We start from the raw sequence: 26476 nt of genomic DNA, 5'->3' as shown, positions 1-26476 counted from the left end.
AACCGGCCCGCGACTTTGCACGGAGCGGCATGAGACCGCGACGCCCTTCCCGCATTTGCCGGTGCTTGCCGAAACAGACCGTTAGTTGCGATTTGTAGAGGCAATGACGATCGTTACCCCGCCGGCACGATCATCTCCCGCGCAATCGCGCAAAACGCGGCCGTGGCGGCGCTTTCGCCGTGCAGCCGGCGGCTCATGATGATCGGCGACGTCGCGGCCGGCTCCGGCAACCGCCGGTAGACCACGCCCTTCACGCGCACCCCCTCCACACTCTCCGGCACCAGCGACACGCCCACCTGCGCGGCCACGAGCCCGAGCGCCGTCTGCAACTCACGCACCTCGTGAACGGCCGCCGGCACCAGCGCGCCGTCGCGCAGCGCGGACAGCTGTTGATCGGCGAAGCTCGGCCGTGGCGTGCTCGGATAGACGATCAGCGTCTCGTTCGCGATATCCGCGAGCGTCAGCGGCCGGGCCGGATCGGCAAGCGTATGCCCGACCGGCAGCGCCGCAATCAGCTTTTCCTCGATCAGCGCCTCGCGCACCAGTTGGTCGTCGTCGAACCGCAGCCGGCCGAAGCCCACGTCGATCCGCCCGCCCTTCAGCGCGCCGAGCTGTTCGAGCGTGAACATTTCGATCAGCGACAACTCGACGTCCGGCTGCGCCTCGCGAAACGCGCGGATCACGTCCGGCAGCGCGCCGTACAGCGTCGACGGCACGAAGCCGATCACGATCCGCTCCGACAGCTGCGCAAGCCGCCGCGTCAGCGGGCCGAGCTCGTCGGCCTGGTCGACGAGGCGCTTCGCCTGCGCATAGAACACGCGCCCCGCATCCGTCAGTTTCAGCGGCCGCGCGCCGCGCTCGAACAGCGGCAACCCGATCTCGTCCTCGATCGCCTGGAGCTGGCGGCTGAGCGGCGGCTGCGTCATGTGCAGCCGCTCCGCCGCCCGCGTGATGTTCATTTCCTCGGCGACGGCGATGAAGTAGCGGAGCTGACGCAATTCCATTTCATGCCTCAAAGGTATGGAAGTAGTCGGAAAGAGTGTTGGACGACGCGGGGCGGGAATTCCTACCATGTGCACCAACAGGAGGAATCGCATGATAGCAACTGCCGCCACCATCGAACGCATCGAGACGTTGCTCGTCGACGTGCCGACGATCAGGCCCCACAAACTGTCGGTCGCCACGATGAATTGCCAGACCCTCGTGCTGGTCCGCGTTCGATGCACGGACGGTATCGAAGGCGTCGGCGAGGCGACCACCATCGGCGGTCTCGCGTACGGCGAGGAGAGCCCCGAAAGCATCAAGGTCAACATCGACACCTACTTCGCGCCGCTGCTGCAGGGCATGGACGCGACGCGTCCGGGCGCCGCGCTGGCGCGCGCCCGCAAGCTATTCCAGGGCAACCGCTTCGCGAAGTGCGCGATCGAAACCGCGCTGTTCGACGCGCAGGCGCGCCGCCTCGGCGTGCCGCTGTCCGAGCTGTTCGGCGGCCGCCGGACCGATGCGGTGGATGTCGCATGGACGCTTGCAAGCGGCGACACGCAGCGCGACATCGCGGAAGCAGAAGCGATGCTCGACGCCCGCCGGCACCGCGCGTTCAAGCTGAAGATCGGCTCGAACGCGGTGGCCGACGACGTCGCGCACGTGATCGCGATCAAGCGCGCGCTCGGCGAACGCGGCGACGTGCGCGTCGACGTGAACCAGGCATGGAGCGAGACCGACGCGATCTGGGCCGGCGCGCGCCTTGCGGAAGCCGGCGTGAGCCTCGTCGAGCAGCCGATCGCAGCGACCAACCGTGCGGGGCTGAAACGCCTCACGCAACTGGCGCAAGTGCCGATCATGGCCGACGAGGCGCTGCACGGCCCGGTCGATGCGTTCGCGCTCGCGCAGGATCGCGCGGCCGACGTGTTCGCGGTGAAGATCGCGCAATCGGGCGGCCTGCAGGGTGCGGCGAGCGTCGCGTCGATCGCGGCGGCGGCAGGCATCGAACTGTACGGCGGCACGATGCTCGAGGGTGCGGCCGGCACGATGGCGTCCGCGCAACTGTTCAGCACGTTCGACTCGCTGAAATGGGGCACCGAGCTGTTCGGCCCGCTGCTGCTCACCGAGGAAATCCTCGTCGAGCCGCTGCGCTACGCGGATTTCAAGCTGCACCTGCCGGCAGCGCCCGGCCTCGGCATCACCTTCGACTGGGCCCGCATCGAACGGATGCGACGCGACGCCCGCTGACCCCACACGACAACCGAAACCGGAGACACAGATGAACAAGCAAGCCATCGACGCACTGCTGAAGACCTTCGACGACGCCGCCGAGAAGCCGGGCAACCCGCGCGTGCGCGCGATCGTCAACCGGATCGTGAAGGACATCTGCTACACGATCGAGGACTTCGACGTGCAGCCGAGCGAATTCTGGACGGCGCTGAACTACCTGAACGAAGCCGGCCGCGAATTCGGGCTGATCGCCGCGGGCCTCGGCCTCGAGCGCTTCCTCGACGTGCGCATGGACGAAGCCGAGGAGAAGGCCGGCATCCAGGGCGGCACGCCGCGCACGATCGAAGGGCCGCTGTATGTCGCCGGTGCGCCGGAATCGGTCGGCCATGCGCGTCTCGACGACGGCACCGATCCGGGCCAGACGCTCATCATGCGCGGCCAGGTGCTCGGCCAGGACGGCTCGCCGATCGCGAACGCGCTGGTCGAGGTGTGGCACGCGAACCATCTCGGCAACTACTCGTACTTCGATCAGTCGCAGCCGGCGTTCAACCTGCGCCGCTCGATCCGCACCGATGCCGAAGGCCGCTACAGCTTCCGCAGCGTGCTGCCGGTCGGCTACAGCGTGCCGCCGGGCAGCAAGACCGAGCAACTGCTCGACCAGCTCGGCCGCCACGGCCATCGTCCGGCGCACATTCACTTCTTCGTTTCGGCGGACGGTTATCGTAAGCTGACGACGCAGATCAACATCGATGGCGATCCGCATCTGTGGGACGACTTCGCATTCGCGACGCGCGACGGGCTGATCCCGCCGGTGAAGCAGGCCGAAGGCGCGGAAGGCAAGCCGTATGGCGTCGACGGACAGTTCGCGCTGATCGACTTCGATTTCTCGCTGCTCAAGGAAAAGCAGGACGTGCCGGGTAGCGACGTCGAGCGAGCCCGCGCGCAGGCGTGAGCGGCCTTCCGATTCGACGAACCGATAACGCAAGGAGTGCAGGATGCTGTTTCATGTGGAAATGACCGTCCGTCTGCCGACGGATATGGATCCGGTCAAGGCGGCCACGCTGAAGGCGGAAGAAAAGGCGATGTGCCAGCGGCTGATGAACGAAGGGACGTGGCGACATCTGTGGCGGATCGCCGGGCAGTATGCGAACGTCAGCATCTTCGACGTCGAAAGCGTGCAGCAGTTGCATGACCTGCTGAGCCAGTTGCCGCTGTTCCCGTATATGGAGATGGAAGTGCGGGCGCTGTGCCGGCATCCTTCATCGGTGCGGGAAGACGATCGCTAAGCAGGCGGTCGAGCACTGACAACACGGGCGGCCTGCGATTGCCTCGCAGGCCGCCCGTTTCGTTTCGTCATCCGCAGCGGTGGATCGGGTTGCCGCGCGCCCTACTTCTGCTTCTGCCCCTCCATCTTGTCGGCGACTTCGTCGCCATACACCTTCGCGACACGTCGCGCGACGATCGCCTGCATCAGCGTCTTGTCGAAATCGTCGGCGGTTTTCCAGCCGCTGCCCTCCTTGACGAACGTGAAATCGCCTTTCAACTGCAGCATCGACGGCGCGCCGATCGCGCCGAGCAGCCGGTCGCGATAATCGATCAGCAACGGACACGACACATGGTCGCCGTCGATCTGCTTGCAGTCGGCGGCAGGCATGACGCCGAGCACGCTGCTCGTCAGCGTCGTCGGCTCGTCGTCGCCGGGCAGCGGCTTGCCGTAGCTCGGCGAACGCGCCGACACATTCTTGTCGAGTTGTGCGACACCCGCCATGAAAGCCGTGCTGATGACGTCGCGGCCGAGCGGTGCGCCGAGCTTCGGATTGAGGCCCTGCGCACTGTAGCGAGCCGTCACGTATTCAGACGGGAACATCTGCACGGCAAACGCGCTCTTGTCCTTGTCGTCGTGCCGGACCACATAGCCGAGCGTCGTATGCTCGTCAGCGATACTCAGGTCCGCCAGACAGCCCCGCACTTGATTCGCCTCGTCGTAACCGACTTCGCGATGGTTGCTGATGCGGGGAAAGGGCATGCTGCCCTGGTCCAGCATCTGCATCGGGTTCTTGCGCATCATGTCCATGCGCGCGCCGAACATCAGCGCACTCAGCGCCTTGGTCGTGCTCGATGCGCTGCATGCGGGCGCCGATGCGGGCCACAACAGGTAGGCGCCCACCGCCAGCGCGGCAGCCAGGCCGCCGAAGCCGATCAGCATCTGCTTCTTCTTTTGCTCGCGCTGCATCGATGCGACCGTTTCGTTCCGACGCTGTTCGAACCGGGGCGGATCGATCTCCTCCAGCACCGTCATCAGGACGATTTTCGCGTTGCCGCTCGCGTAGCGGCCGTCCAGCAGTTCATGCGTGGCTTTCGCCTCGGCTTCCGCCGTCGTGTAGCCCTCGGCGATCAGCCAGTCGAGCATCTTGCGCGCGGAATCGGTGTCGGGAAGCTCGGCCGGTGCGTCCCTCAGACGCTGGGTGACGCGCGCCGCCTGCTCCTCCGTCAGATAGCCGCCGGCTTCGAGTTCGATCAGCAGGACGGCGCGGTTGTCATCAATCGGTTCTGCCTGGCCCGGTTGTTCGGAAGTCATCGTTGTTGTTCTCCGTCGAGACCGATTCGGTGCGCGGGATGTGCCGGCTTATTGTGCAGACGAATCGTGTCGATCTCCGGAAACTACTTGATTCGAGCGCATGTGTCGATATGCCCGCGCGTCGCTTTCTCGCGCGGGCCTGCCCATGCGTCATCCCTGCTCGTGCACCAGATGCGCCGCAAACCCCACTTTCCCCGGCGCGATTTCTTCCTTCAGCGTCAACGCCGGAATCTCGTAATCACCCGCGTTCTGCCGCCGGAACGGAATCGGCTGCGCGGTCCATAACGCATCCAGACGCTTGCCGAGCGCCGCACGCGTTTCGTCAAAGCGCGCATCGTTCATCTTGCCCGTCCGGTAGATCACGAACGGCGGCAGCACATCGAACCCCGGGTAATACAGCACGCCGTGCTGGATCGGGAACAGCACGTCGTCGATCGGCCCGTTGATGCCGCGCGGGCTGTAATGCGATTCCCACCCGCCCGTCGTGACGATCACCATCGCGCGCTTGCCGGCAAACGAGCCTTCGCCGTAGCGATCGCCCCAGTGCGTATCGGAATGCTCGCCGACGCCGTATGCAAAACCGTAGGCATACACGCGCTCGAACCAGCCCTTCATGATCGCCGGCATCGAGAACCACCATAGCGGAAACTGCAGGATCACCGCGTCGGCCCACTTCAGCTTCTCCTGCTCGCGTGCGATGTCTTCGCTTTGTGTGCCCGCCGCGAACGCGCGCTTCGAGTCGAGCGACGGATCGAACCGCGCGTCGGGCGCACGATCGGCCACGTCGTCCGCATCGAACGCCGCCTTCCAGTTCATCGCATACAGGTCGGTCACCTGCACCGTGTGGCCGGCCGCTTCGAGATGCTCGACGGCAAAGTCGCGCAACGCGCCGTTCAGCGAACGCGGTTCGGGATGGGCATACACGATCAGCACATTCATGTTCGTCACTCCGTGGATTGAATGACTGCAGGATGCCGCCACCCACGGTATATTTGAAATGAATTCCTGATATCCCAGGTATAGCCATGAATAATCTCAGGCGACTCGATCTCAATCTGCTCGTCACACTGGACGTGCTGCTCGCCGAACACAACGTCACGCGTGCTGCCGAGAAGCTGAACATGTCGCAGCCATCGGTCAGCGTACAGCTGCAGAAACTACGCGACGTGTTCGGCGATCCGCTGCTGCTGCCGGGGCCACGCGGGATGCGGCCTACCGCGCGCGCGGAAGCGCTGCGCGAACCGTTGCGCGATGCGCTCGAAGCGGTCGAGCGTGCGGTCATTCCGGCCACGCCGTTCGATCCCGTCACCGCGACGAACACGTGGCGTGTGGCGGCGACCGACTACGGAGAATCGACGATCGTGCTGCCCGCGCTGAGCGCGCTGCGCTCGGCCGCGCCCGCCACGCGACTCGCCGTCGTCGAACTCGTGCCGCCGCGCATCGAGCAGGATGCCGAACGAAACGGGATCGATCTCGCCTTCCATACGACCGAAGGGTCTCCGCCCGGCATGCGGCGCTTGCCGCTGTTCGCCGAGCGTTACGTGCTGATCGGCCGCGCCGGGCACCCAAAGTTGAAACGGCGCCCGACGCTCGCGCAGTTTGGCACGCTCGAACACGTCATCGTGTCGCCCGACGGCGGCGGTTTCTTCGGCGTGACCGACGAAGCGCTCGCGAAGGTGGGCGCCGCCCGGCGTGTCGTGCTGTCGGTGCCGCACTTCCTGTTCGTGATGTCGGCGGTCGCGAGCACCGATCTCGTCGCGATGCTGCCCGAGCGGCTGGTGCGTGACGTACCCGCATTGCGTGTGGTGGAAGCGCCGGTCGAGGTGCCCGGCTATGAAATGTCGATGCTGTGGCATGAGCGCGTGCATCGCGATCCGGCGCACCGGTGGTTGCGGGAGACGATCGCGGCAGCGGTGTAGATCGTTCTCCTGCCCGGTGCTGCCGCCCGCTTCGATCGCCGTCGCACAAAATCCTTCATCCGGGGCTTGAAACCGCACCAAACACTGTATATATTTACAGTGCTTTTTGCACCATTTGACCCGAATTCCGTCATTCACAGACGAACGGACTTTTGTGAGGCGACCATGTTCCAGGCATCCGCATTCGATCCCGAGCAACCCGGCTTCAACCCCGTCCACTTCGAGCGCGCCGCGCAGCGGGCGGTCGTCGATCTGCAGCGTGTCGCGGGCGGCCCCGCGCAGCGGGCGCTCGGCCTGCGGCGCCGAACCCATCCCGCGGCCGTCCGCACGATGAGCTGGCAGGCGCTGCTGAACGTCGAAGAGCTGGCATTCTCGAATGCCGGCTTCCTGAACCGCAACGATCCGGCCGTCGTCGACGCGTTCATCCGGCTGCGCGACAGCCGCCTGGTCGCCTCGGATGTCGAGGAGCCGGTCGACTGGCGCCGCGACGATGACGATCTGCCGGCCATCTACCTGATCGTCAAGGCGATGCTGGAAGCGGAAGAGGAAGAGCGGGCCGAAGCGGCCTGAGCCGCGTGAGGGCCGTTCGCGTTCGCGGTCGCGGTCTGTCGGGATAGCGCCGCCACGTGACGTGGCGACGCGGCCGGCGCTGCTGCTCATTTCAGTCCTGCGCCAGCGAATCGACGCATCGAGCGGTGAGCCACGAATCGCCGCGCAGGCGGATCGCCGCCACGCGGCGTACGCCCGGGCGGCCGTTGCAGCGGCCGCCCGTTACAGCCGTGCCGCGAGCCGTGAGCCCTGATCGATCGCGCGCTTCGCGTCGAGTTCGGCGGCCAGTTCCGCGCCGCCGATCAGGTGCACCGAGCGCCCGGCCGCCTGCAGCGGCGCAAGCAGCGCGCGCTGCGGCTCCTGCCCCGTGCAGAGCACGATCGTGTCGGCTTCGATCAATTCGTGATCGGTGCGCTGCTCGCCGTACGACACGTGCAGGCCGCGCGCATCGATCAGCTCATAGTTCACGCCGCCGATCATCTTCACCTGCTTCATCTTCAGCGTCGCGCGGTGAATCCAGCCGGTCGTCTTGCCGAGCCCCTTGCCGAGCGGCGCGGCCTTGCGCTGCAGCAGCGTCACTTCACGCGCGGGCGCCGTGACCTGCGCACGCGTCACGCCGCCACGCGTCGCGGCCGGGTCCGTCACACCCCACTCGGCCTTCCACTCTTCGAGATCGAGCGCCGGCGATTCACCCTCCTGCACCAGATACTCGGCGACATCGAAGCCGATCCCGCCCGCGCCGACCACCGCGACACGCCGGCCGACCGGCTGTTTGCCTGCGAGCACGTCGATGTAGTTGAGCACGTTCGGCCCGTCCTGCCCCGGGATCTTCGGGTCACGCGGCGCGACACCGGTCGCGAGCACGATCTCGTCGTAACCGCCCGCGATCAGGTCGCTCGCGTCGACGCGGCGGTTCAGGTGCAGGTTCACGCCGGTCAGCTCGACCTGACGGCCGAAGTAGCTCAGCGCTTCGTGGAACTCTTCCTTGCCCGGAATCCGCTTCGCCATGTTGAACTGGCCGCCGATCTCGGCCGCGCCGTCGAACAGGTCGACCTGATGGCCGCGCTGCGCGAGCACGGTCGAGCATGCGAGCCCGGCCGGCCCCGCGCCGACCACCGCGATGCGCTTCGGCTGCACGGCGGGCGTGTACTTCAGCTCCGTCTCGTGGCACGCACGCGGATTCAGCAGGCACGACGCGATCTTGTTCTTGAACGCGTGATCGAGACACGCCTGGTTGCAGCCGATACAGGTGTTGATCTCGTCGGCGCGGCCCTGCGCGGCCTTGACCACGAACTCGGCATCCGCGAGCAGCGGGCGGGCCATCGACACCATGTCCGCGCAGCCGTCCGCGAGGATCTGCTCGGCCACTTCGGGACGGTTGATCCGGTTGGTCGTCACGAGCGGAATGCCGACCTCGCCCTTCATCTTCTTCGTCACCCATGCGAACGCGCCGCGCGGCACCGACGTCGCGATCGTCGGCACACGTGCTTCGTGCCAGCCGATCCCCGTGTTGATGATGGTCGCACCCGCGCGCTCGACGGCCTTCGCGAGCTGCACGGTTTCGCTCCAGTCGCTGCCGTCCGGAATCAGGTCGAGCATCGACAGCCGGTAGATCAGGATGAAATCGCGGCCGACCGCTTCGCGCGTGCGCTCGATGATCTCGATCGGCAAGCGGATGCGGTTCTCGTACGAACCGCCCCACTGGTCGGTGCGCTTGTTCGTATGCATCGAGATGAACTGGTTGATCAGGTAGCCTTCGGAGCCCATGATCTCGACGCCGTCATACCCGGCTTCACGCGCGAGCGTCGCGCAGCGGACGAACGCGCGGATCTGCCGTTCGACGCCGCGCGCGCTCAGTTCGTGCGGCGCGAACGGCGAGATCGGCGACTTGATCTTCGACGGTGCAACCGCGAACGGGTGATAGCCGTAGCGGCCCGTATGCAGGATCTGCAGCGCGATCTTGCCGTCCTCCGCGTGCACGGCATCCGTGACCTCGCGATGCCGCCGCGCGGCGGCCGACGTCATCAGCGTGCCGCCGAGCGGCTTGGTCCAGCCGGCCACGTTCGGCGCGAAACCGCCCGTCACGATCAGGCCGACGCCGCCGCGCGCGCGTTCGGCGAAATATTCGGCGAGCCGCGGCAGCGTCTTGCGGCTGTCCTCGAGGCCCGTGTGCATCGAGCCCATCAGCACGCGATTCTTCAGCGTCGTGAAGCCGAGATCGAGCGGTGCGAGCAGGTGGGGAAAAGTCGTGGTCATGATGATCGTGCCAATAAGCAATGCGTGACATCGTAGGCGCGCGTCGCCTTGAACGTGAGGGGGCAAACAGCCATAATGCTTGTCATTTCCGGCCAAATCGACATGACCTCCCCTCTCGCCAAGGACCGCCTCGGGCTGCGCCGGCCGACGATTCCGGTCGCCTATACGCGCCTGCTGCTGCAGGCGCTGGCCGCGCGCGGCGTCGACCTGGCCGCCGTGCGCGCCGGCACCGGCCTGCGCGATGCGGTGCTGGCCGAACCGGACGCGCGCGTCGCGCCGTCGCAATGGGGGCGGCTCGTGCTCAATGCGATCGAGATCGGCGGCGATCCGGGCATCGGGCTCGCGTTCGGGCTGCTGCTGAAGCCGACCGTGCACGGCTTTCTCGGCTACGCGACGCTGACCGCGCGGGACATCCGCGAGGCGCTCTCCGTCACGCAGCGCTACTTCCGGATGCGCAACCGCCAATATCGCCTGACCTATGCAGAAGACGAACGCGGCGCGACGCTCGAACTGCACGGCGTGCAGGCCAGCCCCGTGTTGCAGCATCACGTGATGTTCGAATTCGTGCTGACCGGGCTCGCGCAGAACATCTCTCAATGGGCCGGGCGCACGTCGCCGCCGATCAAGCTCCAATTCACGTGGCCGGAGCCGCCCTATTTCGCGCGCTATCGCGACCAGTTGCCGCCGGTCGAATTCGGCTGCGCCGCCAACGCGCTGTGGATCGCGCACGACGTGCTCGACTGGCCGCTGCCGCTCGCCGACGAAGTCGCGCACCGGCAGGCGCTCGTTCAGGTGGAGCGTGAGTATGCGCAGGTGCGTCAGGACGAAGGCGATCTGGTCGAGCGCGTGCGCGCGGAGCTGGCACGTGGCGCCGGCGATTACCCGGGGCCGGAGACGCTCGCCGACGCGCTGCTCGTGTCGACACGCACGCTGCGGCGCCGGCTGGAGGAAGCCGGTTCGAGCTACCGGCAATTGCTCGACGAAGCGCGGTTTCGCGACGCGAAGCAGTTGCTCGCCGCGTCGGATCTCGACCTGAAAACGATCGCCGAGCGGCTGCAATTTACCGACCCGGCAAATTTCACGCGGGCATTCCGGCGCTGGGCCGGGCAGACGCCGAGTGCTTACCGGGAGGCGGCAGGCGGACTGGGGGAACCGGCGTCGGGTTCAGCGTCGCCGAAATAGAACCTCGCGCCGCCGTCCCCCTCACCCGCTTCGATCCGCACATCGCCCGTCGCGGCAACGATCGCGTCGTACACCTCATCGGTCACGCACACCACCGGCACCGCGATCGCATACAGTTCGGCCGCCACGATCGCGCCGATCGAGATGATCAGGTCGCGCTCCTTCAGCACGATCCCGACCGGCCCCGTGCCATTGCGCACGGCTTCCGCGAGCACGCTGCTGCTCGAACTCGAACCCTTCGCGTGCGGCATCACCATCACCTTGCCGGCGAGGCTCGCGCCGGCCTGCGGATGCCCGCGATCGACGATCTTTCCCACGCCGGAGTCGTAGCCGCCCCAGAAGCTGAGCGGCTTGTCGAGCACGAACGGGCGCGCGCATGCGCTGCCCGGCACGAGCGTGTCGCCCGTCAACACCTTGCGCGTCGCCTCAGTCATCGAATCGCACCTTTCCTTCATACGCCGAGCGCACGCATTCGCGCATGCTGCCGTACGCGACCGTCACGCCGATGTTCGCGGGCGCATACGACGCCCATTTCCCCGAATTGGTCATCACGAGCCCCGACAGTTGCTTCATCACCGGCGTGATGTACGTGCAGGTATCGACGACGATCTGGATGCCGCGCGCAGCGAATTTCTCCGCGAGGCCTACCTCCTCCAGCTCCCACAGGATGAACCGGCTCGTGTTCACGTAGAAATCGCAGGCCGGCTTGCCGTCGAACGCGTCGAGCAAGGCATCGAGCGTGCGGAATTCCGCCAGCGAGAAATGCGGCGTGCCGAGCGCCACCGCGACGAGCATGTCGCCAGCCGCGCCGTGGTTCAGCGTGCGGCGAATCTCGTCGAGATCGGCCATCGTCACGTCGACCGTGCGCTGCGCCGCTTGCCCGTGCAACGCGGCGTCGAGCGTGAGCGCTTCCGGCGTCACACCGACCGCATGGAACAGCGCGACGGCCCCGCTCGACGCGGCGGCCGCACCGAGCGCCTTGAGTTCGTCTTCGGTGGTGTCCGCCGGCAGCCCGACGATCGCCGGCACGACCGCGCCCGCGATCCTGCCGATCAGCAGCCCGAGCGCGGCGAAATAGATGTCGCGCGACGGCAGGCGGCTGAAGTCCGGTGCGTTGAACACGATCCGCGCGGCGCGGTTCGCTTCGACATGCAGCCCCGCATACGGCGCACGCCCGGTGATCGCGGCAGCCAGGTCGAGAAAATCGCCGTACCGGCTCGTCCGCGCGCCGAGCACCGAATTCGCGAACACGATCGCGTTCGATTCCGCCCATGCGATCTGCTCGCCTTTCGCGGGACGGTTCTTCAGCTGATATGGCGCGCACGTGAAACTCGATTCGCAGCCGAGCTGCAGATGCGCGTCCATCAGGCGCTGCGCATCGCGCTGGATCGTGCGGTCGCCGTGGTACAGCTCGGGATGGATCAGGTCGAGCGACCCGACGTTCAGCGTGGTCGGCACCGCGACCTTCGCGCCGGTGTCGACGAAATACTCGACGAAGTCGAGGCTGGTCTGGCCGTGGTAAAGACAGCCGTCGATATGGGCGGACGTGATGTCGATCAGGTGCGGCGCGGACATCACTTGCGCCGTGCGCGCGACGATCCGCATCGCGCGCGCGACGCCATCGCCGAAATCCCCGCGCAGCATCGCGCTGTCGCGGTCACTCAACTGCAGCATCGGTTGCTCCTCTGACGCGTGCCGGCGGCGCCGGCCCGTGAAACCCGTCAGGGGACTCTACAACTGGAAATAAAAACTGTCCAGATAGACATCAATCTGGACAGTTTCAAAAACCAATTTCCACTCTCCAGCGCCACCAAAGCGACCAATGGATCGAATTCCGCTCCAGTTTGCCGCCGGTCCGTCTAACGTCCCGCAGTCACACTGAACAGCTCGTCGCGCAGCGCCTTCGCGCGGTCGCGGCCGAACTGCGTTTCGAATTCGTCCTGCGCGGCCTGCCACGCGACTTTTGCCTGCGCGAACGTGCGCTCGCCCAGCTTCGTGAGGCTCAGCGCATGCGCGCGCGTATCGTGCTCCGACGCGGCCGTCGCGACGAAGCCGTCGCGCTGCAGCGGCTTCAGCGCGCGCAGCAACGTCGTGCGGTCCATCACGAGCGTATCGGCGAGTTCGCTCATCAGCAGGCCGGGCTGGCGCGTCAGGTTCGCCATGATCGAGAACTGGGCGGGCGTGACGCCAACCGGGGCCAGATGGCGCTCGTACAGTTGCGTGACGAAGCGTGCCGCCTGACGCAGCGCGAGGCAGTTGCACGCGTGGGCAATCGAGGTGTCGTTCATGCTTCGCAATTTATATGTGCATATGCATAAAGTCAATGTACACTCCGCCGTAACAAGGCCGGTGGCCGGCCTCGCGTCAAGGAGACGGACATGGACTACATCGACAAGCTGCGGATTTTCCGGTCGGTGGTGGAGATGCGCAGCTTCACGCGCGCCGCCGACATGCACGGCCTCGCACGGCCTGTCGTGTCGCGCGCGGTCGCGGATCTGGAAGCGCGTTTCGGCAGCCGGCTGCTGCACCGGACCACCCGCCAGGTATCGCTGACCGAAACGGCCGAGCGCATCTACGAGCGCTGCGCCGCCGTGCTCGACGAACTCGACTCGCTCGAAGCGGAAGCGCAGACGCACACACGCGAGCCCGAGGGTCTGCTGCGCCTCGTCGCGCACACGACGGCCGCGCTGAACCAGCTGGTGCCGCTGATTGCCGGCTTCAAGGCCGCACACCCGAAGGTGCGCCTCGACGTGACGCTGACCGAGCGCCCCGTCGATCTGGTCGGCGAAGGCTACGACATCGGCATCGTCGTGCCGTACATGCTGACGAGCGAATCGACCGTCGTGCGGCTCATCGAGCGGATTCCGCTCGTGATCGTCGCGACGCCCGCGTATCTGCGCACCCATTCACGCCCGGTCACGCCGGCCGATCTCGCCGACCATCCGTTCGTGCCGATGTCGCCGTCGCTGCGCCGGCCCGCGCTGTCGTTCCGCGTCGACGGCAACACGCTGACCGTGCCGTTCCGCTTCGACATCTCGTCGAACAGCCCCGTCTTCAACCGCGAAATGGTGTTGCATGACTTCGGCATCGGCGTCGTGCCGAAGACGCTCGTCGGCGCCCAGCTCGCGTCGGGCGCGCTCGTGCAGTTGCTGGCCGACGCCGATCTCGTCGATGCGTTCGTCGAGATCAAGCTCGCGTACGCGAACCGCGCGCTGCTGCCCGCGAAGGTCAAGGCGTTCATCGACTACACAGCCGCCTATTGCGACCGCGAAGGCTGGATTGTTCCGGCGGCGGCCTGATCCGGCGCGCGAACGCTCCGGTCTGCCGCCGATTGGTACAGCCACGACACCAATCTGATCCTGCCCCGACCATCGATTCGCACCACCCTTCACCCTAATATGTGTACATGCACAAGACAACGCTCACCGATGACGATTGCTTCGCGGTCCGGCAAGCCGCCCGCCGGATCTCGCAGTTCTACGAGCGTTATCTGTCGCGGGCGGGCGTGACGGCGTCGCAGTACAGCATTCTCGCGCTGCTGCGCGATCGGCCGGGACTGACGATGGCGACGCTGTCGGCCGTGCTGGTGATCGAACGCACCGCACTGCTGCGCGCGCTCAAGCCGCTCGTCGGCGCGGCGCTGGTGGCAGGCCGGATCGAGCCGCCGTGCCGCCGCCAGACGTTCGCGCTGACCGCGCACGGCGAAACGAAGATCGCCGACGCGCAGGTGCACTGGCTCGCTGCACAGGAAGCGTTCGAGCAGCGGTTCGGGTCGACGCAGGCGGCCCGCCTGAGAGACGAATTGTTCCGGATCACGCACAACCTGCCGGAACGCTAGCCCCTTCCCCGATCGACGCCATGCCGTCGATCGCTTCGATAAGTGCATATACATAGGTGAATCGATGGATACGACCCAAGCCGCTGCGTCATCACGTGAAGCAGCCACTCTCGACCGGCCCGCGAAGCAACAACGCCGCGTGCCGTGGATGCGCATCGCGGTGGGTGCCGTCGTCATCGTCGTCGCCGCCGCCGCGCTCGACTGGCTGTTCGTGCTGCGCTTCCAGGAAAGCACCGACGATGCGTATGTCGGCGGCGACGTGACGGTGCTCGCGCCGAAGGTCAACGGCTTCGTCGACAAGATCCTCGTGACCGACAACCAGCGCGTGAAGGCCGGCGACGTGCTCGTGCAGCTCGATGCGCGCGACTACGACGCGAAGCTCGCGCAGGCCAGCGCCGAAGTCGACAGCGCGCGCTCCGCCGTGACCGAACTCGAAGCGAAGCAGCAACTGCAAAATGCGGTGATCGGCCAGCAGGCGGCCGACAAGAACGCATCGTCGGCCGAGCTGACGCGTGCCGCCTCGGATCGCGTGCGCTACCGCGAGCTCGTGAAATCCGACGCCGTGTCGAACCAGATCGTCGAACGCGCGGACGCCGATTACTCGAAGGCCGGCGCCGCCGTCGAGCGCAGCGACGCCGCGCTGCTCGCGTCGAAGCGTCAGCTCGACGTGCTCGGCGCGCAGCTCGCCGATGCGCAGGCCCGCGTGAACACCGCGCTTGCCGCGCAGCGCGTCGCCGCGCTCAACGTCGAATACACGACGATCCGCTCGCCGGTCGACGGTTACGTCGGCAATCGCACGGGCCGCGTCGGGATGCTCGCGAACGTCGGCGTGCCGCTGCTGACGGTCGTGCCGGCTTCCGGACTGTGGATCGATGCGAACTTCAAGGAAGACCAGCTTCGCAAGATGCACGCGGGCGATCGCGTCGACGTGTCGCTCGATGCGTCGAACACGAAACTGCACGGCCGCGTCGACAGCCTCGCGCCCGCGACCGGCGCCACCTTCAGCGTGCTGCCGCCCGAGAACGCGACCGGCAACTTCACGAAGATCGTCCAGCGCGTGCCCGTGCGCGTGCATCTCGATCCGCAGCCGGGCCTCGACCACGTGCTGCGCCCCGGCCTGTCCGCGGTCGTGACCGTGCATACCGGCCGCGCGAGCTGAACGGGAGACGACGATGACCACCGCGTTTTCCGGCGACCCGGCGTCGCAACCGACCAAGCAGCGCGTGTTCGCGTTCGCGCTGATGTGCGTCGGCTTCTTCATGGCGACGCTCGACATCCAGATCGTCGCGTCGTCGCTGCGTGACATCGGCGGCGGCTTGTCCGCGAGCCAGGACGAATTGTCTTGGGTGCAGACGGCCTACCTGATCGCCGAGATCATCGTGATCCCGATGTCGGGCTGGCTGTCGAAGGTGATGTCGACGCGCTGGCTGTTCGCCGCATCGGCGGTCGGCTTCACGATCACCAGCATGCTGTGCGGCGTCGCATGGGACATCAACTCGATGATCCTGTTTCGCGGGCTGCAGGGCGCGCTCGGCGCCGCGATGATCCCGACCGTGTTCACCACCGCGTTCGTGCTGTTCCCCGGCAAGCAGCGGCTGATCGCATCGACGACCATCGGCGCGCTTGCCTCGCTCGCGCCGGCGATCGGCCCCGTGATCGGCGGCTGGATCACCGATCAATGGTCGTGGCACTGGCTGTTCTACCTGAACCTCGTGCCGGGTATCGCGGTGGCCTTGCTCGTGCCGCGCTACGTGCACATCGACGAACCCGACCTCAGCCTCATCAAGAGTGGTGACTATCTCGGCATCGTGCTGATGTCGGGCTTCCTCGGCTGCCTCGAATACGTGCTGGAGGAAGGCCCGCGCAAGAACTGGTTCGGCGACGACGCGATCGTGATCTGCGCGTGGATCTCCGGCATCTGCGGCTTCCTGTTCATCGTGCATGCGCTGACCGCGAAGGATCCGGTCGTCGACCTGCGCGCGCTCGTCGTGCGCAACTTCGGGATCGGCAGCCTGCTTTCGTTCGTGACCGGCATCGGGATCTTCGTGACCGTGTTCCTGACGCCGCTGTTTCTTGCGCAGGTGCGCGCGTTCAGCTCGCTGCAGATCGGCATGGCGCTGCTGTCGGTCGGCGCATTCCAGCTGGTCGCCCTCTGCGCGTATGCGTTTGCCGCGCGCTTCTTCAGCCTGCGCGCGCTGCTCGTATTCGGGCTGATCTGCTTCGGGCTCGGCTGCTACCTGTACACGCCGATCACGCACGACTGGGGCTGGCGCGAACTGCTGCTGCCGCAAGCGCTGCGCGGCATCGGCCAGCAATTCAGCGTGCCGCCGATCGTGACGATGGCGCTCGGCTCGCTGCCGCAGTCGCGCCTGAAATCGGCGAGCGGCCTGTTCAACCTGATGCGCAATCTCGGCGGTGCGATCGGCATCGCGGTGAGTGCGACGATGCTCAACGACCGGCTGAACTTTCACTACCTGCGCCTGAACGAGCACGTGAGCGCCGGCCAGCCGCAGGTCGCATCGCTGCTCGATCGCCAGGCCGCGTACTGGACATCCGTGGCCGGCAACACGCTGGACACCGCGCAAGCCGGGCTCGCGAACCTGCACCACCTGATCTATCGCGAAGCGCTGACGCTCACTTACGCAGATGCGTACTACGCGCTGTCGCTGTGCTTCGTTGTCGCGCTGATCGCGGTCGTCTTCTCCAAACCCATTTCCCTGAACGCGCCGCCCCCGGACGCGCACTGAGGTTGAGGTCATCACCATCATGAAAAAACTTCTCGTCGCCCTCGCCGTCAGCGCACTCGCCGCAGGGTGTGCGGTGCAGCCAGCACAGCATCCGGCGCTTCAGGATTCGGTTCGAACGCTCGCGCCCGATGCATGGGATACCGACGTGCCGCGCGCGGACATCGACGCCGCCGCGTGGTGGGCACAATTTCACGACCCCGTGCTCGACCGGCTGATCGCCACCGTGCTCGACGGCAACCTCGATCTGCAGGCAGCAGCCGAACGCGTGAAGCAGGCGCAGGCGCTGACCGTGCAGAAGCGCGCGGTGCTGTTGCCCGAACTCGACGCGACCGCGCATGCGGCCGATGCCCGCCAGAACACACCGCCGCCGCTCGGCTATGTGCGGCAGGCTGGCGCGGGGCTCGCACTGAGCTGGTCGCCTGACGTGTTCGGCGGCGAACGGCTCGATCTGCTCGCCGCGCAGGCCGAGCTGGTCGGACAGAAGCATGCGGAAGATGCGATGCGGCTCGCGCTCGCCGCCGATGCGGCTTCCGCGTATGTCGATCTGCGCTGGGCGCAGCAGGAATTGAAGATCCTGCAGGACAACGCGAAGATCCGGCAGCATGCGCTCGAACTCACGCGCAAGCGGCAGGCGTTCGGGCTGTCGACGGAACTTGACGTCACGCGTGCGCAGAACCAGCTCGATGCGCTCGAAGCGCGGATTCCGCCGACGCAGGCGCAGGTTTCGCATCAGCTCAATCTGATTGCCGTGTATTCGGGGCGCACGCCGGAATCGGTCGATCGGCTGGTGCTCACGCAGGCCGGGGAGATTCCGGCGCCGCCGGTTGGCTCGCCGGGGACGTTGCCTTCGCAGGCGTTGCTGCGGCGGCCGGATGTGCTGACCGCGTATGCGCAGGTCGAGCGGCGGGCGGCGCAAGTCGGTGTGGCGAAGGCCGAGCGGTATCCGAAGTTTTCGTTGAACCTGACGGACGGGATTCTGGCGGCTTCTTATCTCGGGTTGCCTACGCTGACCGATAACCTGTTCAGTGCCGCGTTGAGTGCGACAAGCCCGATCTTCAATGCGGGGCGGATTACCGCCGATATCTCGCAGAGCGAAAGCCGGATGCGCGAGTCGGAACTCGGGTTACGGCAGACGATGCTGCAGGCGTTGAGGGAAGTCGAGGATGCGCGGGCGAATCTCGTCAGTTCCGACGAGGCGTCGCGCAGGCTTGGTAGTGCGCTTTCTGCGTCGGACAAGGCGCTCGGGTTGGCGAATCAGCTCTATAAGGGCGGTGCGACGGATTTTCTGGATGTGCTGTCCGCGCAGGAGGTTTATCTGCGGGATTCGGATTCGCTCAACCAGGTCAAGCGCGAGCATGCGCTGGCGGCCGTGGCGCTTTATCGGTCGCTTGGGGGTGGGTGGAGCAGGAATGACGCGGCGGGTGGGCCGGAGGTGGAGGCGGTGGCGAAGGACTGAGCTGTGTAAGTCTAGACCCGCTCTGTCAGTCAGCGTCAGGTTAGCTCTGAGCTTGCTTGGACGTCACCTCATCAAGGGCTGTGATCGACCCTGAGCCGACGCTTACCCATCTCGGAAGCGGACGCTCATGGGCGTATTTTCACTGCCTTAGAAGTGCATTACGCCTGATGATATCGCTAACGCCAGCGCCTACGTTCGGCATCCGTCGGATGGGGGAATTAGCCCCTAGTCTTCCCGATGATCTGATCCCGGTATTCACGCCATTTCGCCAGGCCAGCGGCAGGGAACTCCGACTGGTCGAGGAAGCTTCCGTCGGTCAGGTCTATAGCCTGACATCTTATGCGTTCGCAAAGATTGAGAATTCCGACGACGACGGCATCGCTGGCTCGCACATGTAGGCCTAAGCTTTTTACTGGATCGTCTTTGCCCACATTGAACTCGATCGAGCCGAATTCACTGTCATAAATACCCCAGGCAGGATCACTCCAATCCGTTCCCGGAAAAACGTCTGACACTGCCGCATGCACTTCCGAAAGCGAACCAAGAGAAAGTGGCTGTTCGTCGTGCGCAATCTCCTCTATGGTTTTGTATCGTCGAGTGAACTTGTAAAGCGAAACGTCCCAGCTCATATCAGGAGATCCTCCAACACTCGGGGTTGGTAACCGATCTAGCAATGGAACTTGCAGCAAGCAGCGGTTCCGCGAGTGACGTAGATTGTCGGCGATCTACGTCTTAATGTCGAACGACTGCTCCTGGCCGATTTTCGCCGACGTGATCAGGCTGAATCGTTACAATCGCCCAGATGCCCCCTTCGACAGAGTCGAATTCGAGACATGCTGACTTCCTATTTCTGGAGCGGCGACGCCATCCGCAGTCGACGCATAAGTGACATCGTTCTATCAGGCACGGTCGACGTGCCCGTTCCCTCCGCACGCGTGCTTGCAGACTGGGAAAGAGAAACATCGTCGCGGCTCGTCCTGGAACCCGGGGACGTCGAGGCTATGCCTTTGGCGCGAACGCAAGCGCGCTGGCCGGACTATAAGCGCTGCGTGCAGGCAATGTCCGACTGGACGTGCGCACTAGGACTGCCCACCGTGCTTGCCTCCAGCGACGTAGCCCTCATGGCCTGTCGTGGCGCGAAGTACCACCATGACGGTGCGCAATATGGCAGTGCGGCCTTCTGCAATCTATTCCTGAGCGAGGACCGGGGGCTGGACTTGCATTTTCCCTCTACGGGCCATCGCATTCCCCTGACCCGGGGGACAGCTGTGATATTCGATACCGGCCAGCCTCATGGCGTCATTCAGCGCCGCAGCAGCGGCTTTAATGAGGTCGACTTCGCGACGGACCAGGATTGCATCCAGATATTCCTGACTTGGGAGCTTCCCATCGAAGATGCCCATGTTGGGCAAGCACTTAAGGTAGTCTTCGACATCGCCCCTTCGACCTCGCTGCACCTGGATGAGGAGCAAGTCTGGTCGAACGGCGCACCAGCCGCTGTGTGTCCAGAATCTGGTCGCTGGTACCGGGTTGACTGATTGTTCAGGTCACACCCTGACGTCGCGCACAACAAAGATCCGAGAATTACAACGGCGGCCGCTTCAGCTTCACCCAGCGCTGCACCGACGGCCGCTCCCACTGCGCCCGCGCATAGTCGGCGAGGCGCTGCGGCACCGGATCGTCGTTCAGCACCAGACGGTTCAGCATCACAGCCAGGTCGACATCCGCGATGCTCCACTCACCGAACAGGTTGGCCGCGCCCGGCGCGAGCAGCTTGTCGGCGGCCGCGAACAGCTTCTGCGCGGCAGCCTGCGCCAGACTCGACAGCGGCTCGCTCGACGGCCCGTAGAACAGCACTTCGGTCGATCGCTCCGTGCGAACCGGCATCAGGTCGCTGCGCAGCCACGCCTGCACCTGACGCGCCCGCGCACGCTGGCGCGGCTCGACCGGATAGAGCCGCGTGCCCGGGAAGGTCTCGTCGAGATACTCGGTAATCGCCGACGATTCCGACAGTGCGAAATCATCGTGCACGAGCGTCGGCACGCGCTGCGTCAGCGATGTCGCCGCGTAGTCGGGCGCGAAATGCGCGCGGTTGCCGAGATCGACGGTCACCAGTTCGTACGGCAGCGATTTTTCCTCGAGCGCAACGAAGACCGACATCGCGTAAGGGCTCGTGTATTGCGTATCCGCGTAGAGACGGAGATTACCGGTTTGCACTGCTGGCCCCTTGTGGGTGCGGATGCTCACGGCTGCGGGCTGATGCGCCGACGGGCTCCGGGTGGGTCGATGCGGTTGTGTGACAGGTTAGCAGCGGCGGGTTTCGTGATGTTCGTTGTTTTGTATGTGCTGCAGCGGTGTGATCATGCGGCGTCGGGCCAGCGATACCCGATCACTTCGTTCAACGGGTAGGCGAGTTCGCGTACTTCTTCCAGTTGATTGCCGCCGAAGAGATACACCTGCTCGTCGTCGTGACGCAGGTAGAAACCGACATGCCCTTTCCAGCTCGCGGGATCGTCGCGCGTCAGGATCGCGATGCAGCCGTAGACCGGGCGTTCCAGCGGCCTCCCCCATTCGAGCCACGAACGCGCGAGCGCAGATCCCGTGCCGCGAACACCGGCATGCGACATGCACCAGTTGACGAACGACGAGCACCAGGAAATCTTGTCGTCGTAGCCGACCAGGTTCGTCTGGTTGTTGTATTCGACGATGCGCGGGTTGATGCTGCCGGGCGGATGGCGGCGGATGCCGAGTTCGGCCATCGCAACAGGCATCCACGGCGGATGGGCGGCGTCCGGTTTGCTCTCAGGGTTGAATAGGGTCACGTCGTTCTCGGGCGAGTGTGATGTGCGCTCAATCTTCGCATGAATACGATCCGCGACTGATGCAACGGCATGGAACCCTCAAAAAAAACACGGGGAAATCTCCCCGTGCCTTGCTCCTACGTCCACATTCGTCACGCAGGCATTCCCGCGCGGTCACACGTTAGCGCCAGCCTCGGTGCCAGCCGTAGTGCGGATGCCACCATCCCCACCCATAGTGCGGGTGATAGCGCCACGAATAACCGGGAGCCGGCATCACGCCGACCGGCGCAACATAGACGACACCAGCGGGGGCGACTACCGGCGGTTCAGCCGGCGCCACCACGCAACCGGACAGCGACGCGACCAACAGCAGCGACGCGACCAGGGTGTAACAGGTTTTCGATTTCATCATTGATCATCCAGACGTAGTTGCCATGTGTTGCAGGCAGGCGTTACTGCCAGCCGGGATGTCGCGCGCGGTAGTACTCGAGCGCGGCATCACGCTCCTGCTCGGCTTGCCGGGCCAGTTGCTCCGCACGCGCCATATGGCCGCCGAACTCGCCGCCATGTTCCTGCTGGATGATGTGCATTTCCTCGATGGACCGCTGAAGATCGTGCGTGGCGGCCATCGCCTTGTTGTGAAGCTCGTCGGCGAACGCGGCATTCGCCATCAAGGCGGCGCACAGAATCACGGGGATGGATTTGAGTTTCATGAGTGCAGTTCTTCCGTCTTGTCGTGAATGGGATTGTTGCTGCAGTAGTGAACGCCCCGTCCCGCCCCACTGTTGACGCCGCATTGCTCAGACTTTGTAAATCTGTATTACGCACCAGACGGTCGGGCTTTCACCCATGCGTCGGCTTGTGATTTCCTTTCGATCCGCGCTTATGATGTCGCGAGCCACAAGACCTTCACACCCGCCATGCGCATCACGCCCCTGCCGCCCCTTCAGTGCCTCGTCGCGTTCGAAGCCGCCGTGCGGCACGCGAGCTTCACGAAAGCCGCCGCCGAACTGCACCTGACCCAAAGCGCGATCAGCCGCCAGATCCAGCAGCTCGAGGAATTCCTCGGCCGCTCGCTGTTCGTCCGTGAGCATCGTTCGCTGCGGCTGACCATTGCCGGCGAGCAATACGCGACCCAGGTCCACCATCTGCTCACGCAATGCGCGGAAGCCACGCATGACGTGATGAAGCCGTACGGCGATCTCGAACTGACGATCGCATGCTCGTCAGGCGTCGCGCTGCTGTGGCTCACCCCTCGCCTGCCGGATTTCCGCGCCGCCTATCCGAACATCAAGCTGCGCTTGATCGTAAGAGATGGCCTCGCGTCGATGTCGCCGGCGGAATTCGATGTCGGCGTCTACTACGTGCGCCAGCAGGCGCCGGCCGAATACACCGCACGCCGCCTGTTCGACGAGGAAGTGTTTCCCGTCTGCGCGCCCGGCTATCTGGCCGGCCGCACGCTCGACGCAGCCGATCTTGCGAACGAGACGCTGCTGCGCCTCGAGGATGGCCAGCGCCAATGGATGTCGTGGCCCGAATGGTTCAGCATGCATGACATCGATCGACAGAAGGCGCTGCCGCAGGACATCACGATCAATTCGTATCCGCAGATCGTACAGATGACCATTCTCGGCCAGGGTGTGTCGCTCGGCTGGCGCTACATGATCGACGCATGCATCGAGGCCGGCCTGCTCGTGCGCGTGACGGAAGCATCCGCGAGCCACGGCGGCGGCTACTACGTGATCTCGCCGAACGACCGCGCGCAGAACCAGGCAGCACGCCTGTTCACACGCTGGCTGTTCGAACAGGCGGAGAAGCAGACCGCGTCCTGATCGCGATGCATGCGTGTAGCGCATGCATGCATGCGAATCTTTCGTTTCAGAAAAAAATCCGGCTGTCCTTAGCATGGATTCACGCGGGGCAGCCGTCCCGTCTTCTGATTCCGATAGAGGAAGAGACCATGCAAGGAACGCTTTCCCCGCGCGCCGCACCAGCCGTCGATGCCGCAGTGCAGCAGCGCCGCCGCGCCATCGTCGCGACCGTGATCGGCAACGGTCTCGAATGGTTCGATTTCACCGTCTACAGCTTCTTCGCGGTCATCATCGCGAAACTGTTCTTTCCGACCGGCAACGAACTGACGTCCGTGCTGCTGACCGTCGCGACGTTCGGCGTCGGCTTCTTCATGCGGCCCGTCGGCGGCATCGTGCTCGGCATCTACGCCGACAAGGTCGGGCGCAAGGCCGCGCTGTCGCTCACCATCCTCATGATGGCAGCCGGCACCGCGCTCATCGGGCTCGCGCCGACCTACGAACAGGCCGGTATCGCCGCGCCGCTGCTGATCGTCGTCGCGCGGCTGCTGCAAGGCTTCTCGGCCGGCGGCGAGATGGGCGGCGCCACCGCGTTCCTCACCGAATACGCGCCGCCGGAAAAGCGCGCGTACTACTCGAGCTGGATCCAGTCGAGCATCGGCTTCGCGGTGCTGCTCGGCGCCGCGACCGGCACCTTCGTCACGACGTCGCTCGACGTGCAGGCGCTGCATAGCTGGGGCTGGCGGCTGCCGTTCCTGCTCGGGATCATCGTCGGGCCCGTCGGCTACTACATCCGCAGCCATATCGACGAGACGCCAGCATTCAGTGCCGTCGAAGCGCAGGCGAAAGAGAGCTCGCCGCTGAAGGAAGTGTTGTCCACCTACCCGCGCGAGACGTTCGCAAGCTTTGCGATGGTCATTCTGTGGACCGTCTGCACCTACGTGCTGCTCTTCTACATGCCGACTTATTCCGTGCGCACGCTGCATCTGCCGCAATCGACCGGTTTCGCGGCCGGCATGGTCGGCGGGCTGATGATCATGTGCTGCTCGCCGATCGTCGGCCGGCTCGCCGACGTGTGGGGACGGCGCGTGTTCCTGTCCGGATCGGCGCTTGCCATCTTCGTGCTCGCGTGGCCGATGTTCGCGTGGATCAACCATGCGCCCGGGTTCACGTCGCTGATCGTGTTCCAGGCCGTGTTCGGCGTGCTGATCGCGACCTACACGGGGCCGATCCTCGCGGCGTTCGCAGAACTGTTCCCGACCAAGGTGCTGTCGACCGGGCTGTCCGTCGCCTACAACTTCGCGGTCACGATCTTCGGCGGCTTCGCGCCGTTCCTGATCACGTGGCTCATCGCCCGCACCGGCAGCAACATGGCGCCTGCCTTCTACGTGACCCTCGCGGCGGCCGTCAGCTTCATCGGAACGCGCTTCGTGAAGGACGCACGGCGCAACACGTCAACGACTCGATAAGGACCTTCTCCATGACCATTACCGTGCTGCAAGGCGGCAACGTACTCGATCTCGAACGGGGCGTGCTGCTCGACCATCATCATGTCGTGATCGACGGCGACCGGATTGTCGAAGTCACCGATCGGCCGGTGGATTTTCCGAATGCGCAACTGATCGACGTGCGCGGCAAGACCGTGATGCCGGGGTTCATCGATTGCCATGTGCATGTGCTGGCTTCGAATGCGAATCTCGGCGCGAATGCGACGCAGCCGAATATTCTTGCGGCGATTCGGTCGTTGCCGATTCTCGATGCGATGTTGTCGCGCGGGTTCACCAGCGTGCGCGATGCAGGGGGCGCGGACTGGAGCTTGATGCAGGCGGTCGAGACCGGGCTAGTGTCGGGGCCGCGGATTTTTCCGTCGGGAAAGGCGTTGTCGCAGACCGGCGGGCATGGGGACTTTCGGCCTCGCGGGGACTTGCTGGAGCCTTGCTCGTGCTGTTTCAGGACGGGTGCGATTGCGCGTGTGGTGGACGGGGTCGAAGGTGTGCGGCTTGCGGTACGTGAAGAAATTCAGAAAGGCGCGACGCAGATCAAGATCATGGCGTCAGGTGGCGTGGCTTCGCCGACCGACCCGATTGCGAACACGCAGTACTCCGAGGACGAGATTCGGGCAATCGTGGATGAAGCCGAGGCCGCGAATACTTATGTGATGGCGCATGCATACACGGGGCGGGCGATTGCTCGGGCGGTGCGCTGTGGGGTGAGGACGATCGAACATGGGAATCTTGTGGATGAGGCGGCGGCGAAACTGATGCACGAGCATGGGGCGTTTGTGGTGCCCACGCTTGTCACTTATGACGCGCTTGCCAAACACGGCGCGGAGTTCGGGATGCCGCCCGAATCGGTGGCAAAGGTGGCTTCCGTTCAGCAGAAGGGACGCGAATCGCTGGAAATCTATGCGAACGCCGGCGTGAAGATGGGGTTCGGGTCGGATCTGCTCGGGGAAATGCATGCATTTCAAAGCGGGGAGTTTCGGATTCGGGCGGAGGTGCTGGGGAATCTGGAAGCGCTCAGGTCGGCGACGACCGTGGCGGCGGAGATCGTCAACATGCAGGGGCAGCTCGGGGTGGTCGCGGCGGGAGCGATCGCGGATCTGGTCGTGCTGGACGGGAATCCGCTTGAGGATATCGGGGTGGTGGCCGGTCAAGGTGAACGCGTCGAATATGTACTGCAGCGAGGGAAGATCGTGAAAGCGCGCGCGGGTTAGCGTTCGCGGTTGCGCGAGTCCCTCCGCATACAGCGGTCGTGACAATCGTTAACGGTGAACATCAACACGGACACGGCGCCCGCAATAGCGCCCGCTCTCAGTTATGTTCACGCGGAAACAGAAATCCAGCAGCAAGGGCCGCGCGAAGCGGCCCTTGCTGCTTATGCCTGCTCCTCTTCCTGGGCCGCCGCACCGTAAGGCTGCTCTCGCCAGTTCAGCGCGCTGTAGTCGGGCGTGATGATGACCTTTCGGAAATCAAAGTTGAACTCAAGATAGACGCGATCACCCGGCTTGAATCCGAACATCTCGAAATGCAAGTCGATGGCGCGCATCCATGGCATGTACGGCTGGCCCTCCTGCGCTTCCTTGCGTTCGCGTGGCATAAAGTGGCTCCTTGGCCATCAGTTTATGCCTC

At 65.0% G+C, this 26476-nt stretch carries 28 protein-coding genes; 15 read left to right on the top strand and 13 right to left on the bottom strand.

Annotation, left to right across the window (positions count from 1 at the left end):
• Positions 1–113 precede the first annotated feature (113 nt).
• Positions 114–1004, bottom strand: a complete 891-nt coding sequence (locus tag G3O06_RS08425; protein WP_205815709.1) for a LysR family transcriptional regulator — start codon at positions 1002–1004, stop codon at positions 114–116.
• A 91-nt stretch (positions 1005–1095) separates the two neighbouring features.
• Between G3O06_RS08425 and G3O06_RS08420 the strand changes: the two genes are divergently transcribed.
• The 3 genes from G3O06_RS08420 to catC are packed head-to-tail and all read left to right on the top strand — an operon-like array spanning position 1096 to position 3497.
• Positions 1096–2229 carry a muconate/chloromuconate family cycloisomerase gene (locus G3O06_RS08420; RefSeq protein WP_089428086.1) on the top strand — a complete coding sequence of 378 codons (1134 nt, stop codon included), beginning with the start codon at positions 1096–1098 and terminating at the stop codon, positions 2227–2229.
• 31 nt (positions 2230–2260) lie between these two features.
• Entirely contained in the window at positions 2261–3163 is a 903-nt protein-coding gene (gene catA / locus G3O06_RS08415; RefSeq protein ID WP_174917622.1) for a catechol 1,2-dioxygenase, read from the top strand.
• Between the two features lie 43 nt (positions 3164–3206).
• Positions 3207–3497, top strand: coding sequence for a muconolactone Delta-isomerase (gene catC, locus G3O06_RS08410; RefSeq protein WP_011355923.1), 291 nt, complete (start codon positions 3207–3209; stop codon positions 3495–3497).
• A 101-nt stretch (positions 3498–3598) separates the two neighbouring features.
• Here catC and G3O06_RS08405 read toward each other — a convergent pair whose 3' ends face one another.
• On the bottom strand, positions 3599–4789 hold the full coding sequence (locus G3O06_RS08405) for a hypothetical protein (RefSeq protein WP_205815708.1): 1191 nt from the start codon (positions 4787–4789) through the stop codon (positions 3599–3601).
• A gap of 150 nt (positions 4790–4939) precedes the next feature.
• Positions 4940–5728 carry an NAD(P)H-dependent oxidoreductase gene (locus G3O06_RS08400; RefSeq protein ID WP_205815707.1) on the bottom strand — a complete coding sequence of 263 codons (789 nt, stop codon included), beginning with the start codon at positions 5726–5728 and terminating at the stop codon, positions 4940–4942.
• Positions 5729–5814: 86 nt separating this feature from the next.
• On the opposite strand from G3O06_RS08400, the gene G3O06_RS08395 reads away from it, so the two are divergent.
• A complete protein-coding gene (locus G3O06_RS08395; RefSeq protein ID WP_205815706.1) occupies positions 5815–6708 on the top strand; it encodes a LysR family transcriptional regulator in 894 nt (297 codons plus the stop codon).
• A gap of 165 nt (positions 6709–6873) precedes the next feature.
• Positions 6874–7278, top strand: coding sequence for a DUF2471 family protein (locus tag G3O06_RS08390; protein ID WP_174979043.1), 405 nt, complete (start codon positions 6874–6876; stop codon positions 7276–7278).
• 201 nt (positions 7279–7479) lie between these two features.
• Here G3O06_RS08390 and G3O06_RS08385 read toward each other — a convergent pair whose 3' ends face one another.
• The gene (locus G3O06_RS08385) at positions 7480–9513 is read right to left on the bottom strand and encodes an NADPH-dependent 2,4-dienoyl-CoA reductase (protein ID WP_205815705.1); all 2034 of its coding nucleotides are present in this window, start codon (positions 9511–9513) and stop codon (positions 7480–7482) included.
• Between the two features lie 75 nt (positions 9514–9588).
• Here G3O06_RS08385 and G3O06_RS08380 point away from each other — a divergent pair, with 75 nt between their 5' ends.
• The gene (locus tag G3O06_RS08380) at positions 9589–10695 is read left to right on the top strand and encodes an AraC family transcriptional regulator (protein WP_205815704.1); all 1107 of its coding nucleotides are present in this window, start codon (positions 9589–9591) and stop codon (positions 10693–10695) included.
• Here G3O06_RS08380 and G3O06_RS08375 read toward each other — a convergent pair.
• The 3 genes from G3O06_RS08375 to G3O06_RS08365 all read right to left on the bottom strand — a co-directional run bounded on the left by G3O06_RS08375 (position 10635) and on the right by G3O06_RS08365 (position 12983).
• Positions 10635–11129, bottom strand: coding sequence for a DUF126 domain-containing protein (locus G3O06_RS08375; RefSeq protein ID WP_205815703.1), 495 nt, complete (start codon positions 11127–11129; stop codon positions 10635–10637). The two genes, G3O06_RS08380 and G3O06_RS08375, sit on opposite strands and share 61 nt — an antisense overlap.
• Positions 11122–12369 carry an aconitase X gene (locus tag G3O06_RS08370; protein ID WP_205815702.1) on the bottom strand — a complete coding sequence of 416 codons (1248 nt, stop codon included), beginning with the start codon at positions 12367–12369 and terminating at the stop codon, positions 11122–11124. The genes G3O06_RS08375 and G3O06_RS08370 overlap by 8 nt, the downstream gene beginning before the upstream one ends.
• 185 nt (positions 12370–12554) lie before the next feature.
• On the bottom strand, positions 12555–12983 hold the full coding sequence (locus G3O06_RS08365; protein ID WP_174968287.1) for a MarR family winged helix-turn-helix transcriptional regulator: 429 nt from the start codon (positions 12981–12983) through the stop codon (positions 12555–12557).
• Positions 12984–13073: 90 nt separating this feature from the next.
• Between G3O06_RS08365 and G3O06_RS08360 the strand changes: the two genes are divergently transcribed.
• From G3O06_RS08360 to G3O06_RS08340, 5 genes are all read left to right on the top strand, one after another.
• Positions 13074–13994 (top strand): LysR family transcriptional regulator, encoded by a 921-nt coding sequence (locus G3O06_RS08360; protein WP_174979050.1) that lies wholly within the window; start codon positions 13074–13076, stop codon positions 13992–13994.
• Positions 13995–14101: 107 nt separating this feature from the next.
• Complete coding sequence (locus G3O06_RS08355; protein WP_174918896.1) at positions 14102–14533, top strand: MarR family winged helix-turn-helix transcriptional regulator; 432 nt, start codon at positions 14102–14104, stop codon at positions 14531–14533.
• Between the two features lie 64 nt (positions 14534–14597).
• Positions 14598–15692: an HlyD family secretion protein gene (locus G3O06_RS08350; protein WP_205815701.1), complete on the top strand. Its 1095-nt coding sequence runs from the start codon at positions 14598–14600 to the stop codon at positions 15690–15692.
• Between the two features lie 13 nt (positions 15693–15705).
• On the top strand, positions 15706–17280 hold the full coding sequence (locus G3O06_RS08345; RefSeq protein ID WP_174979052.1) for a DHA2 family efflux MFS transporter permease subunit: 1575 nt from the start codon (positions 15706–15708) through the stop codon (positions 17278–17280).
• Between the two features lie 19 nt (positions 17281–17299).
• A complete protein-coding gene (locus tag G3O06_RS08340) occupies positions 17300–18736 on the top strand; it encodes an efflux transporter outer membrane subunit (protein ID WP_205815700.1) in 1437 nt (478 codons plus the stop codon).
• Positions 18737–18954: 218 nt separating this feature from the next.
• On the opposite strand, the gene G3O06_RS08335 is transcribed toward G3O06_RS08340, so the two are convergent.
• On the bottom strand, positions 18955–19365 hold the full coding sequence (locus G3O06_RS08335) for a hypothetical protein (protein WP_205815699.1): 411 nt from the start codon (positions 19363–19365) through the stop codon (positions 18955–18957).
• Between the two features lie 204 nt (positions 19366–19569).
• Here G3O06_RS08335 and G3O06_RS08330 point away from each other — a divergent pair, with 204 nt between their 5' ends.
• Positions 19570–20274 carry a hypothetical protein gene (locus tag G3O06_RS08330; RefSeq protein ID WP_205815698.1) on the top strand — a complete coding sequence of 235 codons (705 nt, stop codon included), beginning with the start codon at positions 19570–19572 and terminating at the stop codon, positions 20272–20274.
• Positions 20275–20320: 46 nt separating this feature from the next.
• Here the strand turns inward: G3O06_RS08330 and yfcF are convergent, their stop codons facing one another.
• The 4 genes from yfcF to G3O06_RS08310 all read right to left on the bottom strand — a co-directional run bounded on the left by yfcF (position 20321) and on the right by G3O06_RS08310 (position 22250).
• Positions 20321–20953 carry a glutathione transferase gene (yfcF, locus tag G3O06_RS08325; RefSeq protein ID WP_174968278.1) on the bottom strand — a complete coding sequence of 211 codons (633 nt, stop codon included), beginning with the start codon at positions 20951–20953 and terminating at the stop codon, positions 20321–20323.
• A 143-nt stretch (positions 20954–21096) separates the two neighbouring features.
• Positions 21097–21507: a TIGR02594 family protein gene (locus tag G3O06_RS08320; RefSeq protein ID WP_205815717.1), complete on the bottom strand. Its 411-nt coding sequence runs from the start codon at positions 21505–21507 to the stop codon at positions 21097–21099.
• Positions 21508–21718: 211 nt separating this feature from the next.
• Positions 21719–21946, bottom strand: coding sequence for a hypothetical protein (locus tag G3O06_RS08315; RefSeq protein ID WP_205815716.1), 228 nt, complete (start codon positions 21944–21946; stop codon positions 21719–21721).
• A gap of 43 nt (positions 21947–21989) precedes the next feature.
• Positions 21990–22250 carry a hypothetical protein gene (locus G3O06_RS08310; protein ID WP_174979055.1) on the bottom strand — a complete coding sequence of 87 codons (261 nt, stop codon included), beginning with the start codon at positions 22248–22250 and terminating at the stop codon, positions 21990–21992.
• A 207-nt stretch (positions 22251–22457) separates the two neighbouring features.
• Here G3O06_RS08310 and G3O06_RS08305 point away from each other — a divergent pair, with 207 nt between their 5' ends.
• From G3O06_RS08305 to G3O06_RS08295, 3 genes are all read left to right on the top strand, one after another.
• Positions 22458–23369, top strand: a complete 912-nt coding sequence (locus G3O06_RS08305) for a LysR substrate-binding domain-containing protein (RefSeq protein WP_174918889.1) — start codon at positions 22458–22460, stop codon at positions 23367–23369.
• 128 nt (positions 23370–23497) lie between these two features.
• The gene (locus G3O06_RS08300; protein WP_205815697.1) at positions 23498–24814 is read left to right on the top strand and encodes an MFS transporter; all 1317 of its coding nucleotides are present in this window, start codon (positions 23498–23500) and stop codon (positions 24812–24814) included.
• Between the two features lie 11 nt (positions 24815–24825).
• Entirely contained in the window at positions 24826–26061 is a 1236-nt protein-coding gene (locus tag G3O06_RS08295) for an amidohydrolase family protein (RefSeq protein ID WP_205815696.1), read from the top strand.
• A 161-nt stretch (positions 26062–26222) separates the two neighbouring features.
• Here G3O06_RS08295 and G3O06_RS08290 read toward each other — a convergent pair whose 3' ends face one another.
• Positions 26223–26444 (bottom strand): hypothetical protein, encoded by a 222-nt coding sequence (locus G3O06_RS08290; protein ID WP_241019593.1) that lies wholly within the window; start codon positions 26442–26444, stop codon positions 26223–26225.
• Positions 26445–26476: the final 32 nt, after the last annotated feature.

Source organism: Burkholderia sp. Ac-20345, from assembly GCF_017104825.1.
In the GTDB taxonomy this organism is placed as follows: Bacteria; Pseudomonadota; Gammaproteobacteria; order Burkholderiales; family Burkholderiaceae; genus Burkholderia; species Burkholderia lata_B.
The sequence above is the reverse complement of the archived record's forward strand: the minus strand, read 5'-3'. Positions and strand labels throughout refer to the sequence as shown.